We start from the raw sequence: 16,358 nt of genomic DNA on the forward strand, positions 1-16,358 counted from the left end.
GGTTTGCGAAATGGGCAGTCCCCCCTATGATCCTCGGAGAGCCGGCGCAGTTCAAGGAGGAAATGCGAAATTCGGCCGTCGCGAGTTGAAGCGTATTCTAGCGAGGCGGGGATGAGTTTTTCGATTTGGGATTTGGCCATCGTGACCACCGCGGCAGCGGCGATTGGAGGCGTGTCCGGTTTCTTTGGAGTCGGGGGCGCTTTTCTGTTAGTGCCTGTACTGAACATCGCATTGGGTATCCCGGTGGAACTGGCCGTGGGCGTGTGCGCGTGTCAGATATTGGGGTTGGCCACCACGTCGATCCTGGCGCGACGAATCGACATTTCGCAATTGAAATTGCCGTTGATCCTTTCCGGAGGATTGTTCTGCGGTGTTTTAGCGGGCGCACGTGGATTGCACTGGGCCGATTCGCTAGGACGGGCGACATGGTGGGGGCGCGACTTTGAAGTTTCCGCTGCGCTGGTCCTGTCGCTGTATTGCCTGTTGCTGACCAGTTTGGGTTTTTTGTGCCTGAAGTTGAGCCGTCGCACCGACCTCTCCTCCCGGACCGGAGACCGTGTCTTCTGGTTGTCGATTCCTCCTTACACGGAAATCGACGAATCTGGACCGGTTTCGATTGTGGGACTGACTTGGCTGGGATTGGTGATTGGCGGACTCTCGGGATTGTTAGGGATCAGTGGCGGGTTGATCTTGTTGCCCACCTTGACCTATCTCGTGGGGATGAGGACACACGAAGCGGTGGTTGCCTCGCTGGTGATTGTGTGGATCACGACTGCTCAAGCAACGGCGGTGCACGCGTGGAACGGCAATGTCGATCTGGCGCTCGCGGCTGCTTTATTGTTGGGCGGAACGTTCGGCGCACGAATCGGGTCGGAAATTGGACTGCGTGCGCGGGGCGCGCAGTTTCGTCGCTGGTTCGCCTACCTGTTGTTATTGACCGCGGCTTTGTGCGCTTCGCGACTGGTATGGATGTTCCGGGCGGACGCCTAAAAAACCTTTGATAAAGGGTGCCACGGGCTTTGCCAGTGCAATTTCAGATGTGCCATTTCCTACAAAACACTGGCAAAGCCCAATACTGTCCGGGAAATTATTAACGAGATCTTAACTTGCGCCAAGTGTGATGATTTGTTATTTGTTTTCGTATGGCAAACGAGCGAAGCAATCATCAATCGGCGGTGGACCGGGAATGGCCGGTGCAGGTGATTGGTGGAAAGTACGTCCGATTGCTCGCTCGGTACCTGCAAAAATTGCGAGATGAAGACGCACACGGGAATCGACGATTGTATCTGGACGATGTGTTTGTCGCCTACCTGTTGGCCTTTTTCAATCCGTCTATCCGTTCGCTTCGAACCGTGGAAGATTTTAGTCAGACGCGGCAAGCCCAACAGCACTTGTCGGTCCGGAAAATCTGCAAAAGCACTCTATCCGATTTCAACAAAATCGCTGACCCGCAGCGGCTGGAGCCAATTTTACAAGCACTGCGTTGTCAGCTGACTCGCAAGCACCACAGTCGCTCGAATTCCGCGGACGGTCTTTCCGAGATGCTTGAGCGGACGGTCGCGGTTGACGGAACATTTATTCCCGCAGTCGCTGAGGTCGCCTGGGCGATTGCCAACTCGAACAATCATGGAACAACACGTCATCGAGCGCGGTTGGATGCTCGTTTGAACGTAGCAACCTGGCTTCCCGAAGCACTTGTGGTTCCCGCTGTGGGCCAAAGTGAATCGGACTCGGCGATTGAGCATTTACAGGAAGGTTGCATTTATCTCTACGATCGCGGCTACATGAGTTTTGCGTTGCTTGCGGCGCATTATCACAAGCCGCATACCGAAAAGGCCGTAGTGAAATCCTCGTTCGTTGTGCGTTTCAAACCAGCGGCAGGTAATTCTCCGGACTTGAAAGACGCGACCGATTGTCCGCTCAGCGATGCCGACCGTGCTGCGGGAGTCGTCAGCGATCGTGTCGGCAATTTCATCTCGGCCACTGCGCGTCGCACCGGTATCTCGCGACTCAGGCTGCGCGAAGTGATCGTTACCTATGAAGAACAAGGACAGCCAAAAACACTGCGTTTGATCACCAATTTGCACGACGTTTCTGCAAAGACCATTGGACTTCTCTACCGGCATCGCTGGCAAGTGGAATTATTTTTCCGCTGGTTCAAATCGTTCGGCAACTTCGGCCACTTGATCAGCCACCAGCGCGAAGGCGTCTTGGCTCACCTGTACGTGACGATCATCGCTGTGCTGCTGATGTATCTGCACACAGGGTATCGCCCTAGCAAATACCTATTCGCATTGGTCAGCCAAGTGGCGGTCGGCGGCGCCACACTCGAAGAAATCCTGCCGATTCTCCAAGAGCGCGAACGCCAAAATGAACTGGCTCGCCAATCAGCCGCACGAAGGCGTGCGAAAAAAGGGCGGTGATTAAATCCAGGGCCGCAGTGCAAGCATTGCGACGCCCGCGCCCCCACATGCGCCGGCAACCCCCCCGAGTAGCCGGTAAAGCCGCGCCCCCCTATCCCAGCCCCCCCGCCAACACAAACACATATCAACAACTTGCCCCCAACCCATTTCCCGGACAGTATTGGGCAAAGCCAGTGGCACCCTCGTGCTTTTCAATTGATGATGCACTTGATCATCGTGATGTCATCGTCACGTTCGTGCAATCGCCTTTTGCGGTGCAAAAGGACGCCTCTTTTGAAAGCCGGCTTCAGGAACCGCGGCTGACCAACAGCCAGCAGCACTCAGCGATGCGCGTGCAAACAGCCATAACGGCAACCACAGATGCTGTTTGCGGGGGACGATCGTCGTGGATTGGGTTCGCAGCGGCATCCTGCTCGGCGCGAACGCAGACCTCTTCCATCACAGCGGGGTCGGGAATGTCGAATACCATGGCGCAAATCCAGGCGTGGGAACTGTTCAATCTGCAAAGTATTCAGCACGGACACTACCATTTCCCGCTGGGTTCACTACAAATCCACCGATTTCGGGGTGAAATTGGCCGAGTATTTGCGTTCTAGGACTAAGACGTCCATAATCATCCCTCACATTGAACTCTGCGGAATCGGGATACGACTGCATGAAATTGTCGCTATCGGTGCGGATTGCTGAAGCGCCCTGTAAAACGAAACTGAACGTTCCTTTTGCTGACGTGGTGGGATTGGCCCGTGAATTGGGCTATCGCGCTGTCTGTTTGCGGGCCAGTGCCGGAGGGGTACAAAGTCCCCCTGTGCAATTGGCGGCCATGCGCAAAGAGGTTCAGGACGCCGGATTGACCGTATCGATGGTCACGGCCGATTTTGATGTCCCGCTCAATAACGAGCAAGGCCCCAATAGTCTCCGCGATATCAGGCCGAGTCTCGACGTGGCCGAGGCGTTTGAATGTGATCTGATTCGCGTCTGCATGAAAACCCCCGAGGATATTCGGCACGCCCGAAACGCGGCCGACTTGGCGGCGGAGCGTGGCATCCGTTTGGCGCATCAATGTCATACCACATCGATCTTTGAGCAAGTCGAGCCGATGCTGTCGGTATTGCGTGAAATCGACCGTGAGAATTTCGGTTTGATCTACGAGCCGGCCAATCTATTGCTCACTGGTGAACCGTACGGGACCGAGACGCTGCAAAAATTGAAGCCGCACCTGTTCAACGTCTATGTGCAAAACCACAAATTGGATCCCAACGGTCCGGTGGAATTAGAAACGTGGTGTCGTGGGATGCAGCGGTTTCACCACATTCCGATTTGGGAAACCGGTGGGGTGGACTTTGCTGAGGTCATGGCGGGATTGCAGGCGGTTGGTTATGACGGATATTTCACTGTCCACCAAGCTTATGCGGAAATCATGGGACCTCGCGAAGCGGCGGTGGAAAGCTACCACTATCTCACCAGCATCGCCGAATTCAAATAGTCTATGAATGCCGTCATCGTCAGCTTTGAGCGTTTGCCGTTGGGATTGCTGGGTTGTTATGGCAGTCAGCATGTTCAAACGCCGAGTTTCGATCAGTTGGCGACCGAGTCGATTGTGTTTGACCAGCATTTTGGCGAAAACTTCGATCCCCAAGCGGCCCAGCAGGCGTGGTGGACAGGCCAATACCACTTTCCCCGCAGCGACGACCAGCAGTCAGCCTCGACGAACATTTTCGAAACGTTTCGCAGCCGCGGCATTGAAATGCACTTGCTCGATTTCGATGCAAGCCATTCGGCTGAGGACGGACTCCGCGCGGCGCAAACAATTTTCGACGGTTGGAACGCCTCGGGGGATGCGCAGCACCTCCTGTGGATTCAATGCACCGGAACGCAGCTTGCGGGATCCACTGAGTGGGATGTAGGCGTCGAGCAGTGTGCCGAACAAGTTGTTGCCTGTGATGCTGTGTTGCAAGCAATCCTCGCACAGGTCGCCGCATTGCCTGGCGAGCCGCCGTTACTGATCCTGACGGCCGCCGCTGGGGAAATTCTCTTCACGCGCGATTCCGTAACCGAGGCGGACCATGATTCTCTGTTACACGAAGAACGCGTCCACGTTCCGCTGATTGTTCGTGTCCCAGACTCCGACCAACAGGGCAGCCGACGGCAGACGTTGACGCAAGCGATTGATATCGCTCCCACGTTGGCTGATTGGTTCGACATTCAATTCGAGGAGTCGGAACGTACAGGAAAAAGTCTGCTGCCGTTGATCGATGGCCGAACCACGGCGCTGCGTGAGCGGGTCTTTATGGGACATGCGGCGACACAGGCGGTCCGCGACGCTGATTTTTGTTTGATTCGCTCCGAGACGGCGCCGCCGCAGTTGTTTCTCAAGCCGGAAGACCGCTACGAGCAGGCCGATGCTGCGCGGGAATATCCCGATGTTGTCGACGCGATGGAGTCAGCATTGGATGAATTCCTGGTCGGTTTCGGGTCCGTGTAAGAGCGTTCCGTGAAAAATCTGGGGGACGGAAAACAAAATCCGACTTGCGTAAACCCATGCGCTATAATAGTTTTTGTTCTACCAGTCAGGGATGTACGGTCGAACGGACTCGAGGCTTGGGGAGAAGTGAAGATCTGATGAACCCACCAATGCTTGGCAATCCGCGCTGCCGACAGACCTGTGAACATCGTAATCCCGGTCGACTTTGTCAAGATTTCCGGTCGCTCCCACCTTACCGGCTGCGTAAGATGGTAAGAGGCGTGACGCAGTTTGTCATTCCGACGCTCGAGTTGTCCGTCCGGCAATTTCGACGAACTTCAACACTTACCGACTTCAAAAGAACGGCGCAATAATGGCAGAACCCACCTCGGGCGGCGATGGAACCGCCGCGGTCGCCCAGATTCAGGCGGCCTACCAGCGAATACGCGAACAGATGTCGCAAGTCATCGTGGGGCAGGAGCATGTGATTGACCAACTGCTCATCGCCCTGTTCAGCCGCGGACACTGCATTTTGGAAGGTGTTCCCGGGCTGGCCAAAACCTTGATGATCAGCACGCTGTCGCGTTGTTTGTCCATGAGTTTCAGCCGCATCCAATTCACCCCCGACTTGATGCCGGCCGATATCACCGGCACCGAAGTGCTGGAAGAAAACCGCACGACCGGCAAACGGGAGTTTCGGTTTTTGGAAGGTCCGCTGTTTTACAACGTGGTCCTGGCGGACGAAATCAACCGGACGCCCCCCAAAACACAGGCGGCACTGTTGGAAGCGATGCAGGAACGGCAAGTGACCGTTGGTCGGGTGCGGCATGAATTGAGCGACCCGTTTTTTGTGTTGGCGACGCAAAACCCGATTGAACAAGAAGGGACCTACGCACTTCCCGAAGCGCAACAGGACCGGTTCATGTTCAAGGTGAATGTCGATTACCCGAACTTCCGCGACGAGTTTTCGATTGCCAAGCAAACGACCGCTCTGCAAACCGATAGCATTCAGCCGGTGCTGAGCAGCGAAGAGATTATCGCACTACAAAAAGTTGTGCGTGAAGTCCCGGCCTCGGATCACGTGATCGAATATGCGTTGGCACTCGTCCGGCAAACGCGCGTTGGAGAAGAAGGTGTTCCCGATTTTGTGACCGACTGGCTCAGTTGGGGAGCGGGACCGCGGGCCGTTCAATATCTGCTATTGGGAGGCAAGGCTCGTGCGCTGCTCAATGACCGCAGCTACGTTGCCACCGAAGACATTGCCGCCTTGGCAAAGCCAGTCTTGCGGCATCGGATCGTGACCAACTTTTCGGCCGAGAGTGACGGAATCACCCCCGACCGTGTCATCGACCGGCTCCTTGAAGAAACTCCGTCTAAGGAAGGTGCACTGACGAGTGACCCAAGATTCCAGAAGATTTTTGCAGCCTGAGGCGATTTCGCGCATCGCCCGCCTCGATTTGCAAGCCCGCCACATCGTGGAAGGGTTTCTTTCGGGTTTGCACCGTAGCCCCTATTTCGGCCAATCGATCGAATTCGTGCAACATCGCGAATACGTCTCCGGAGACGATCCGCGCAACATCGACTGGAAAGTCTGGTCCAAAACCGACAAGTACTACATCAAGCAGTTCGAAGAAGACACGAATCTGCGATGCACGCTGTTGGTCGATGCCAGCGAATCGATGCAATTCGGCAACGGGCCTTTGAATAAATACGAATACGCTTGCGCCGTCGCTGCCAGTTTGGCGTATTTGTTATTGAAGCAACAGGACTCGGTCGGCTTGGTGGCGTTTGACGGACAGATCCGCGCGCAGACTCCGATGCGGAGTTCCAACAAACACCTGCATGCGATCATCGCCGGTTTGGATGCCGGAGAACCTTCCCGCAAAACCGAGATGTACGACGTATTACGACGTGTGGCGGACGAACGGTATCGCAAAGGGATGATCATTCTGATTTCCGATTTGTTCGCCGACCGAGACAGTTTGTTTCGCGGCTTAAAGCTACTCAGGCATCGCGGGCATGATGTCATGGTGATTCATATTCTGGACGATGAGGAACTCGATTTTAACTTCACCGGCACGACACGTTTTGAAGGACTCGAAGAGACGGGTGACCTGGTCTGCGACCCCCGCTCGCTTCGCGAAGGTTACTTGCAAGCGATGGGAGATTTTCTTGATGACATTCGCCGCAGATGCGCTAAAAACGTGATTGACTACCAAACGATCCGCACTAGCGAGCACCTGGATGCGGCGCTGGCGCATTATTTAAACCATCGGTTGGGGATGGGGCAGTCGGTGCGGAATTAGGTAATAAGTGGCCGGTTGCCGGATTTAGTAGGCAGTAGGCAGTAGGCAGAAAAAACGATACTTGGGTTGGTTGGTTTATTCATTTGGTTTTTGAAGTGATTTGACGATGGAAGCTTGGCTTTCACAACATTTTATAAACTCTTCGCTGATCGCGGGCGGCGCCCTGTTGGTTGGTGTGCCGATCATCATCCATCTCATCAATCGGATGCGGTTTCGCCGCGTGAAGTTTGCGGCGATGGAGTTTCTGCTCAACAGTCAGAAGAAAAACCGGCGACGGGTGCTCCTGGAACAGCTGTTACTGCTGCTGTTGCGAATCTGTGCGGTCGCAGCTGTGGTGGCATTGATTGCTCGACCGATTCTTCCCAAAGACCTCCCCTTGTTCGGTGAACAGGAAATTCAACACGTGGTCCTCATCGACGACAGCGGTTCGATGCGCGATATGCTGGGGGAGACCACCGCGTTTGATGCTGCGAAAAAGATTGCCAAGGAGATTGCCTCCGAGGGGGAGCGGCGCCCGGAAATTCACAAGCTCACACTGATCCTGGCTTCACAGCCATCGCAACCGGTGTTCACGCTGCAAAACCTGGATTCAGAATTTCTGGCGGAGATGCAGTCCCGCTTAGAAACGATCCAATGTTCCCACCGACGATTTAATCTGGTCGATGCGGTCAAGGCGGCTCAAGAGATTCTGGTTGAACAAAAAGGTTCGGTGCTGAATTTCCATTTCATTTCCGATTTCCGCGATCCCGAATGGACCGAGGATGCGGCCTTGGCGACCACCGTGCATGACATGGCTGCGGCAGGTATCTCGACCAATCTGGCCCGTACCGTGCCGGAACGACATGCGAATTTGGCCGTGACCGAATTGACTGGTCAACTGCAAATTGCCGCCGCCGAAATCCCGCTCAGGTTGCGTGTGAAAGTGGAAAGTTTTTCTGACCGCGTGGTAGAAAACGTGCGTGTAGCCCTGACCGTCGACGGAACCAAGCTGCCGCGGAATCTTGTGATTCCTAAGTTAGAGGCAGGCCAGACAGCCACGCAGGAATTTGACGTCACCTTTCTCACCGCTGGTCCGCACGACGTAAGTGCACGCGTTATTGGAGCGGAGGACTCGTTGGAGGAGGACAACACGCGGTTCCTAGCGGTCGATGTTGCCGCCCAACACCGCGTGCTGGTGATCGACGGACATGTCAATCGTTCATCAGCTGAGTATCTCGAGGATGCGTTAGAACCGGCTCCGGGGATTACCGGATTCGATGTGCTGTCTGAAGATGTGGAATACTTACGGCGGAATCCTCTCAATGGATTTCGCAATATCGTGTTGCTCAACGTGGGACAACTGCCGGCCGACTCCGTGCGGTTTTTGGAGGAGTACGTTGCCGCCGGTGGCGGACTGGCATGGTTCATGGGGGATCAAGTGCGTCCCGCGTTTTATGACGATGTGCTTTACAATCAAGGCGAAGGACTCTTTCCGGTGCCGATTACGTTCATTAAGGATTTGCCTGAAGACCTGGGCGAATCGACGGAAGACTTTCGGTTTGAGAAACATCCGCTGTTCACCAATTTCGAGGGGCAGGACAATCCTTTTTTGGCTGATGTCCGCGTCAATAAATATTTCGCCATCGATGAAGAGTTCGAGCCGGGACCGAACACCCGCATCATCGGCCGCTTCCGCGACGGAGCCCCGGCGTTTATTGAGCATCGTTTTGGCCGTGGCCGAATCATCACGTTTTTGTCGTCAGGCGGCCCAGACTGGACCAACTGGCCGAGAAATCCTAGTTACGTAATTTTTCAATTGGAACTTCAGAAGTATCTCGCCGAATCGGCCGCAGCCGAAGCGAACTATATCACCGGCGAACCAATCACAATCCCCATCGACCCTACGTTACACACAGGTGAAGCGGAGATCCGACTTCCCTCGGCCGGCGGAGCGGATGTGATTCGACTACGGGGCGGCGAGGCACGGGCTGCGGACGACCAGGCTGAGAACACGACTGCTCAGAACGGTACCATCACTTATACCGATACCGATCTGCCGGGGATTTATGAGATCACCCGAACGCATCGGGACCAAACCACTGATGTGCGACGAAAGACGTATAATTTCCCGACCAGTGAGGAAAGCCCACTGGCGCTCGCGGAGACCGACGTGATGAAATCTCGGATCGGCAATGATGTCGAAGTCCACGTGCACGACGTCGGCGCATCGGGTTGGATTGATGGCGAGGAGGCGGGGCAGGAAATGCGCAACTGGCTGTTGCGGATTTTGGTGTTTGTCTTGTTGGCCGAACAACTGTTGGCCAAACGGCTCAGCTTTCATTCGACGCAATCTGGCGTCGCTCCACTGCGTGGCAATCGCCCGACACCCACAAGCCGACCGCAACGAACTGCCGCGGAACCCGCGCCAACGACGGGAGCCTCCGCATGAACGAAAACTTGCTCAATTGGTTCAACCAAGCGACCAACTACTGGAATCGATTGGAATTCGGCCGCGAAAACAAATTCGCCTGGGTCGCCGCATTCGCCGCTGCCCTGCTAGTGGCTGTCTGGATCTACCGGCGCGACGCGCAGGAAGTGGGTCGCATTACGAAAATCTGGTTGATGTCATTGCGACTCTCGGTGCTCGCCATTTTGCTCGTGATCGCGCTGCAACCAGAAATCCCGGACAACAAGATGTTGGTCAATCCTTCGCACGTGGCGGTGGTGATCGACACATCACTCTCGATGAGCATTCCCGACAAGGTCGTCCCCGATCCTGTGGAGGCGCCCACAACCACAGTCCGTCGCCCGCGTGAAGAACTCGTCAACGAATTGTTCGCCAATTCTGATTTGATCGAAGACCTACGCGCCCAACACGATCTAACGATTTACACGTTTGACTCCAAACTGACCGAGCAACAACGGCTAGCACGGATTCCGGCAACACAACCCGAGACGACAGCGACCGATCCTACGATTGCCGAAGGCGAAGTCGCCGAGCCGATTTCGATTGACTGGCCGGCGATTTTGAAGCCGCGCGGGTTGGAAACGCGGATGGGTGAAGCGTTGCTCGAAGCGATCCGCCGTGAAGCGGGACCGACGCTTTCGGGATTGGTCATCGTGACCGATGGAGTTTCCAACACAGGCGTGGAACCGCCCAACGCGATCAAATCGGCCGCTGCTGCGGAAGTCAAACTGTTTTCTATCGGCGTGGGCAGCACGGAAAAACCGGTGAATCTGCAAGTGGCTGACGTGCAAAGCCCCACGACTGTGCATGTGCGTGACGGTTTTTCTATTACGGCGCACATTCGTGGCGAAGGGTTGGACGGCAAAGATGTCCGCGTGGAGTTACTGTCCAAACCCGAAGGTGCCGAAGGGGATCCGGTGTTGGTTGAGGAGGATGTGCAACCGCTTCCCGAAGACGGCCAACCGATTACGTTCACATTCGACTACACGCCCAGCGATTCGGGTCGCCGCGAATTTTTCATTCGCGCTCGCCCGGTCGAACCGGTTGAAGAGATCATAGCCGAAGACAATGAATCGAAGGTGACCGTCGAAATCAATGAACGCAAGGTGAAAGTCCTACTCGTAGCCGGCGGTCCTATGCGGGATTATCGCTTCGTCCGCAATTTGCTGTTCCGCGATTCTTCGATAGATTTACACGTCTGGCTACAAACTGGTGAAATCGGCATCAGTCAGGAATCGGATGAGTTGCTGTTTCAATTCCCGGAAACGCGCGAAGCTCTGTTTGGTTACGATGTGATCATTGCCTTCGACCCCGATTGGAGCAAAATCCCGCCACCGCAGATCGACAACCTGATGGATTGGGTGTTTGAACATGCGGGGGGGCTCATGATTGTCGCTGGTGAGGTCTATACCCCGACCGTCGCCTCTCTGGAATCGGACGACCCGCTGGCCAAGCTCAAGGATTTGTATCCGGTCGAATTGGAACCACGGGTGTTCAATTCTCCATTGGCCGGCGAAGAGTTCACCCAGGCCTGGCCCCTGAGTTTTACTCCCGAAGGACTGTCGGCCGGGTTCTTGCAATTGGACGACAACCCCGCCTCGTCGGCGAATCTGTGGAATGAATTTTCCGGTGTGTTTCGCACCTATATGACCCGCGGACCAAAGGCCGGCGCGACTGTGTTTGCGTATTTCTCCGATCCCCGCTACGGCGAAGGAAACGATCGCCCGATTGTGCTGGCTTCTCAGTTTTATGGGGCGGGTCGCGTAATCTATTTGGGTAGTCCCGAAATGTGGCGGCTGCGGGCTTCGGATGAAGATTTTTATGAACGCTTCTGGGTCCAAGCGGTCCGTGAAGTCGGCCAAGGCCGCTTGTTGCGGGGGACGACGCGCGGCGTGTTGCTCCTGGAACGGGACCGTTATCCCCTGGGAAGCACGGTGCAGGTCAGTGCCCGCGTGTTGGACGCTCAACTCAACAAACTGACCGCAGACAGCGTGGCGCTGGAAGTCTTCGATCCCGATGGCAAACCGCTCACCCCGGTCGTGCGGCTCAATGGCGAACCGTCGATGCCCGGTTATTTCAAAGGGGGCTTTCCCGTGACCCGTGCGGGAACATATCGCATGGAATTGCAAGTTCCCGAATCCAAGGAACAGATCGTCAAACGGATCGAAGTCAAATTCCCCAACCTCGAACGGCAGCGACCGCAACAGGACGTGCAACTGCTGCGATCGATGGCCCGCGACACAGGAGGGGAATACCTGCCGATCGCTGAGGCGGCCGAGCAGTTGCCTCAATTGCTCAAAGACCAAAGTATCACCACCGTGCAAACCGGCTTCCCCGATCCTCAATGGGACGAAGCTTGGGTGATGTATTTGCTCGTTGGTTTACTCGGCTTGGAATGGCTCACACGAAAATTGTTCAAACTGGCATAGTGACAACTTTTTGCATCCTAAGATTTCATAAAAACTGCGTTGATTGATGGCTGACAAAACATCTCACGAATCACTGAGACCGGAAATCCCCGCCGTGCTGACGCGGCTGCAGGGACGAATCCGCCGCTACGTCTTTTGGGAAGGCATGGCGACGGTGTTGGTGGTGTTGAGCCTGTTTTTCTGGGTCAGTTTGGCTTTGGATTACGGGTTTTCCGTGATTTTCAAAATGGAATTCTCGCGCGATTTTCGGGTTGTCATCGCACTGATTGCCATTGGATTGGCGGTGGCAGCGCTGGTGACGCGCGTGCTGGCCCGCATGTTCCGCGACTTTCACTACGAGGCGTTGGCGCTGGTCCTCGAACGCCGTTTTCCACAACTGAATGACCGACTGATTACCAGTGTGCAACTGGCCAAACCGACGGCAGATCGTTCGCCGCTAACCGATGACATGCTGCATCGTGCGGTCGATGAAGTCGGCGACATGGCCGATGGGTTGCCGCTGCGTGATGTGTTTGATTTTAGTCCCCTGAAAAAAGTAATGGCAGCGGTCGTGCTGCTGGCGGCCTCAATCATCGGATTTGCGATTGTTTTTCCCGGCGCGTTTACAACGTGGTACCACCGCAACGTGCTATTCGCCGATGAATTTTGGCCCCGCGCATCGGAGTTGGAATTGGTCGTCCTGGCCACCCCCGGCGAACGGGTGCGTCCGTTCCGCGATGGCGTTTACAAACATCCCCGCGGCGCGGATTTGACGTTACTGGCCAGCGTGCCGACGGGCAAAACCACTCCCGAGCGCGTGCGGATGAATTACCGATTCAAAAACCGTAGTGGCGGCGGGGACGGTTACTTTTCACAGTTGGGCGAATCGCAATTTCGCATGACCGTCAAAGGGCTACAACACTCCTCGGAGCTAACGATCACCGGTGGCGACTACTACAATCGCCGTCCCTATGTGATCGAAGTCGTCGATGCGCCTGTCGTGGATCGCATTGTCTTGGACAGCCTTTACCCTCCGTATACGCGATTGAACGAGGTCAATGCCGATGGCACGGACTTTGTCCGCACGCCGGTCGCTGTTCAAGCAACGCGGCACGCATTGCCGGTGGGGACCGATGTGATCTTTCGGGCCGATAGCAACAAGCCGTTGACCGCCGCCCGCATCCAAACCGCATCATTCACGCTCGACATCAATCCCGAGCAAGCCACGCTGATGATTCCATCCACCACCGAACAAGCTGATCAAGTGATCCCCATCGCGGCGGACCTTGCGAGCACATTTATTGACTCAGAGGGCCAACGCATCGCCATTCCGTTGATCATCACCGGAGAAGCTGCGCCGCAGTTATTGACGGCGGAGGGGGAAGTCCGCTGGCCGTTGCCACTGCCGGTCGAATCGTCGCTGCTGATTGAACTGACCGACCAAGATGAAGTTGTCAGCCAGCAGCCAACGCGATTGGATCTAAGCGGCATCGTCGACGAGCCGCCGGTGGTGGAGACACGTCCTAAAGGAATCCGCAATGCGATCACCCGCCAAGCCGTGATTCCCATCGAAGGCAAAATCACCGACGACTACGGAATTGCCGAAACCAGGTTTGAGTACACGATCAACCAAGAGGCAGAATTTCGCCAACACCCCTTCAATTCCTCAGCCAATATGGACCGCGAGTTCGACGTCGACGAATCGTTTGACGTGCTGAATCTGGATTTGGCCTTGGGACAAAAACTAACGTTATCCGTGGTGGCGACCGATGGGGACAATTTGAATGGCCCCCACGAAAAACGGAGCGAAGCGACGGTCTTTGAAATCGTCAGCCCTGACGAATTGCTATCGCTGATCAGCGCCCGAGAATTGAATCTGCGGAATCGTTTTGAACAAATTTTGCGAGAAGTCCAAGCACGGCGAACCGATCTGAGTGCTCACCGGGCAAAACTGCTCGCTGCCGAACCGTTGCGGGGAACGACTCCGCCGCCGGAACAGGCTGACGAGGTCCGCAAGCAACTCCGCGAACTAGACATTTCGGTGGAAACTGTCGCACAGCGTTCTCTGTTGGACATTCGAAAAAACGCCAACGAAACAGCTTCGATCGAAGAGGCTTTTGCGGATATCCATGCGGAATTGATCAATAACCGGGTCAAAGCCCAACGAATGCTGGACCGTATCGAAGAAGGCATCTTAAAACCTCTTAACCTGTTGAACACATTCCACTATAATAACGTGGACGAGTCGTTGGGCCTGTTCAAGCTCGCATTGGAACGCCAGCAAAGTCCTTACGAACCGTTGGATAAGTGCATCGCCGATTTGGACAGCACGATCGCTCAGATTGAAAAGATCTTGGCGGCAATGCTCAAATTGGCGACAATCAACGAAGCCCGAGAACTGCTGCGGGCTATACTTGAAAAACAAGAAGAACTGAAAAAGCAAACCGAACAAGAACGAAAACGTAAGTTGATTGAAAGTCTGAAATAAAACTCTCGGTGTGCCGCGACGAACTAATTTCCCCGCCTCGGCCACTTTCACGTGATGGCGACACTTTACGTTTAAAGGAAGTGTCGAACGCACCTGACGCATTAGAGCGGAGCAATTCCCATGCGATTTCGCCACTTCGTGCTGATCGTGGCGGTCATCGCCGCTTTCCAGGGAACGTTCCTGGCCAAGGAGGGTCGGCAGGCCCGCGTCCACGCTCAGGAAGCCGCCTCAGAGCCGGCCAGCGATGAAACAACGCAGAACAACGCCGGCAGCAGTTTAGATTCGACCCAGCAAGCCATTTCTCGGCGCTACAAGCGCTTTGAAGAAACGTTGCTGAAGATGGCCGAGTTGATGCGCAAGACCGATCCCGAACGCGCCGAGTTACTGAGGCGGGTGATCGGCAAAAGCAAAGAGCAATTCATCGCCATCCGGATGGATAAACTGGTCGAGCTTTTGGAAAAAGAAAGCTTCGGCAATGCGATCGAACAACAAGACGAACTGGTGCTCGAATTGACCGCCCTGTTGGACTTGCTGGGCAGCGAAGATCGGGCCAAAGAGATTGAAGAGGAAAAAAAGCGTCTGCAGGACTTAATCCGCAATGTCGATGCACTCTTGGGCAAACAAAAAGGCCTCCGCGCCGACACCGAACGGGGCGCGGGCGAAAAAGGGTTGCAAGAACGCCAGCGCGATCTGGAAGAACGGACCCAAAAGTTGGGCGAGAAAATTGATCGGCAAGATCAGAAAAAAGCTCAGGACTTACAGGGAGACCAGGAGCCCGGCGGAGAAAAGTCCGACGGCCAGAAAACGGATGCAGAAAAATCCGATGGGAAAAAACCCGACGGTGAAAAACCTGACGGTGAAAAGTCGGACGGTCAAAAATCCGATGGGCAAAAATCCGATGGGCAAAAGTCCGATGGGCAAAAGTCGGACGGTCAGAAGTCGGACGGCCAGAAATCCGACGGTCAAAAGTCAGATGGACAACAACAACAACAACAACAACAACCTTCCACGCCGGGTCGCCAAGAGGTCGAACAGGCGCGGAAGGCTATGCAGGATGCTTTGGACAAGCTCAAAGAGGGTCAGCGCGACGATGCCTCGCAAGACCAGACGGATGCCATTGCCAAATTGCAGCAAGCCAAAGAGCGGCTTGAGGAAATTCTTCGCCAATTGCGGGAAGAAGAACGCGAGCGGATGTTGACGAAACTGGAAGATCGTTTCCAGCAAATGCTAGCGGTGCAGATCCTGATTTATGACAACACGGTCCCCTTGGGAAAAATCCCCGAGGATCAACGCGAAACGCGGCATATCTCCAAGGCCAAGGAACTTGCCCGCAAAGAAGCGGAACTTGCTCTGGAAGCCGAAAAGGCGTTGACGCTTCTCAAAGACGAGGGCTCTTCCGTCGCTTTCCCCGAAGCGGTCGAGCAGATGCGCGACGATATGCGAACCGTGACGACGCGGCTCGAAGCGGCTCAGGTGGGCGAACTGACACAGGGGATTGAACAGGACATTATCGAAACGCTGGAAGAATTGGTTGAAGCACTTCAGCGAGAAATTGAGCAAGGCAAAACCAAACCGCAGGATCAAAAGAAACAGCAGCAACAAAAACGAAAAGAGGAGTTGCTGAATAAACTGGCTGAACTCAAAATGCTGCGTTCGCTGCAATTACGCATCAATCGCGGCACCAAACGACTGGGACGGCTGTTCGATGGGGAACAGGCCGAACAGCAGGATATTCTCGACCAACTGCGGATTCTCGGCGAACGTCAACGTCGTGTCCAAAAAGCGACGAACGACATCGCCACCGGAAAGAATCAATAGTTTTCTGT

The 16,358-nt window shown here is 55.1% G+C and carries 11 protein-coding genes; 10 read left to right on the forward strand and 1 reads right to left on the reverse strand.

What is annotated here, in order from left to right:
* Positions 1 to 111 precede the first annotated feature (111 nt).
* Together Mal52_RS18300 and Mal52_RS18305 are read left to right on the forward strand one after the other, a co-directional pair.
* A complete protein-coding gene (locus Mal52_RS18300) occupies positions 112 to 990 on the forward strand; it encodes a sulfite exporter TauE/SafE family protein (protein WP_145377760.1) in 879 nt (292 codons plus the stop codon).
* A gap of 152 nt (positions 991 to 1,142) precedes the next feature.
* Positions 1,143 to 2,423, forward strand: a complete 1,281-nt coding sequence (locus tag Mal52_RS18305) for an IS4 family transposase (protein WP_145377761.1) — start codon at positions 1,143 to 1,145, stop codon at positions 2,421 to 2,423.
* Between the two features lie 286 nt (positions 2,424 to 2,709).
* On the opposite strand, the gene Mal52_RS18310 is transcribed toward Mal52_RS18305, so the two are convergent.
* A complete protein-coding gene (locus Mal52_RS18310) occupies positions 2,710 to 2,892 on the reverse strand; it encodes a hypothetical protein (RefSeq protein WP_145377762.1) in 183 nt (60 codons plus the stop codon).
* A 186-nt stretch (positions 2,893 to 3,078) separates the two neighbouring features.
* Between Mal52_RS18310 and Mal52_RS18315 the strand changes: the two genes are divergently transcribed.
* The 8 genes from Mal52_RS18315 (at position 3,079) to Mal52_RS29895 (ending at position 16,350) form a co-directional block, all read left to right on the forward strand.
* Entirely contained in the window at positions 3,079 to 3,906 is an 828-nt protein-coding gene (locus Mal52_RS18315) for a sugar phosphate isomerase/epimerase family protein (protein WP_145377763.1), read from the forward strand.
* Positions 3,907 to 3,909: 3 nt separating this feature from the next.
* Complete coding sequence (locus tag Mal52_RS18320) at positions 3,910 to 4,905, forward strand: sulfatase/phosphatase domain-containing protein (protein WP_145377764.1); 996 nt, start codon at positions 3,910 to 3,912, stop codon at positions 4,903 to 4,905.
* A gap of 352 nt (positions 4,906 to 5,257) precedes the next feature.
* A complete protein-coding gene (locus Mal52_RS18325; protein ID WP_145377765.1) occupies positions 5,258 to 6,313 on the forward strand; it encodes an AAA family ATPase in 1,056 nt (351 codons plus the stop codon).
* On the forward strand, positions 6,279 to 7,190 hold the full coding sequence (locus tag Mal52_RS18330; RefSeq protein ID WP_197532842.1) for a DUF58 domain-containing protein: 912 nt from the start codon (positions 6,279 to 6,281) through the stop codon (positions 7,188 to 7,190). Before Mal52_RS18325 ends, Mal52_RS18330 begins: the two co-directional genes overlap by 35 nt.
* A 106-nt stretch (positions 7,191 to 7,296) precedes the next feature.
* A complete protein-coding gene (locus tag Mal52_RS18335) occupies positions 7,297 to 9,618 on the forward strand; it encodes a BatA domain-containing protein (protein WP_145377766.1) in 2,322 nt (773 codons plus the stop codon).
* On the forward strand, positions 9,615 to 12,065 hold the full coding sequence (locus Mal52_RS18340; RefSeq protein ID WP_145377767.1) for a hypothetical protein: 2,451 nt from the start codon (positions 9,615 to 9,617) through the stop codon (positions 12,063 to 12,065). The genes Mal52_RS18335 and Mal52_RS18340 overlap by 4 nt, the downstream gene beginning before the upstream one ends.
* A 46-nt stretch (positions 12,066 to 12,111) precedes the next feature.
* Positions 12,112 to 14,532: a hypothetical protein gene (locus Mal52_RS18345; protein ID WP_145377768.1), complete on the forward strand. Its 2,421-nt coding sequence runs from the start codon at positions 12,112 to 12,114 to the stop codon at positions 14,530 to 14,532.
* Between the two features lie 120 nt (positions 14,533 to 14,652).
* A complete protein-coding gene (locus Mal52_RS29895) occupies positions 14,653 to 16,350 on the forward strand; it encodes a hypothetical protein (RefSeq protein ID WP_197534308.1) in 1,698 nt (565 codons plus the stop codon).
* Positions 16,351 to 16,358: the final 8 nt, after the last annotated feature.

Source organism: Symmachiella dynata, assembly GCF_007747995.1.
Classification (GTDB): Bacteria; Planctomycetota; Planctomycetia; order Planctomycetales; family Planctomycetaceae; genus Symmachiella; species Symmachiella dynata.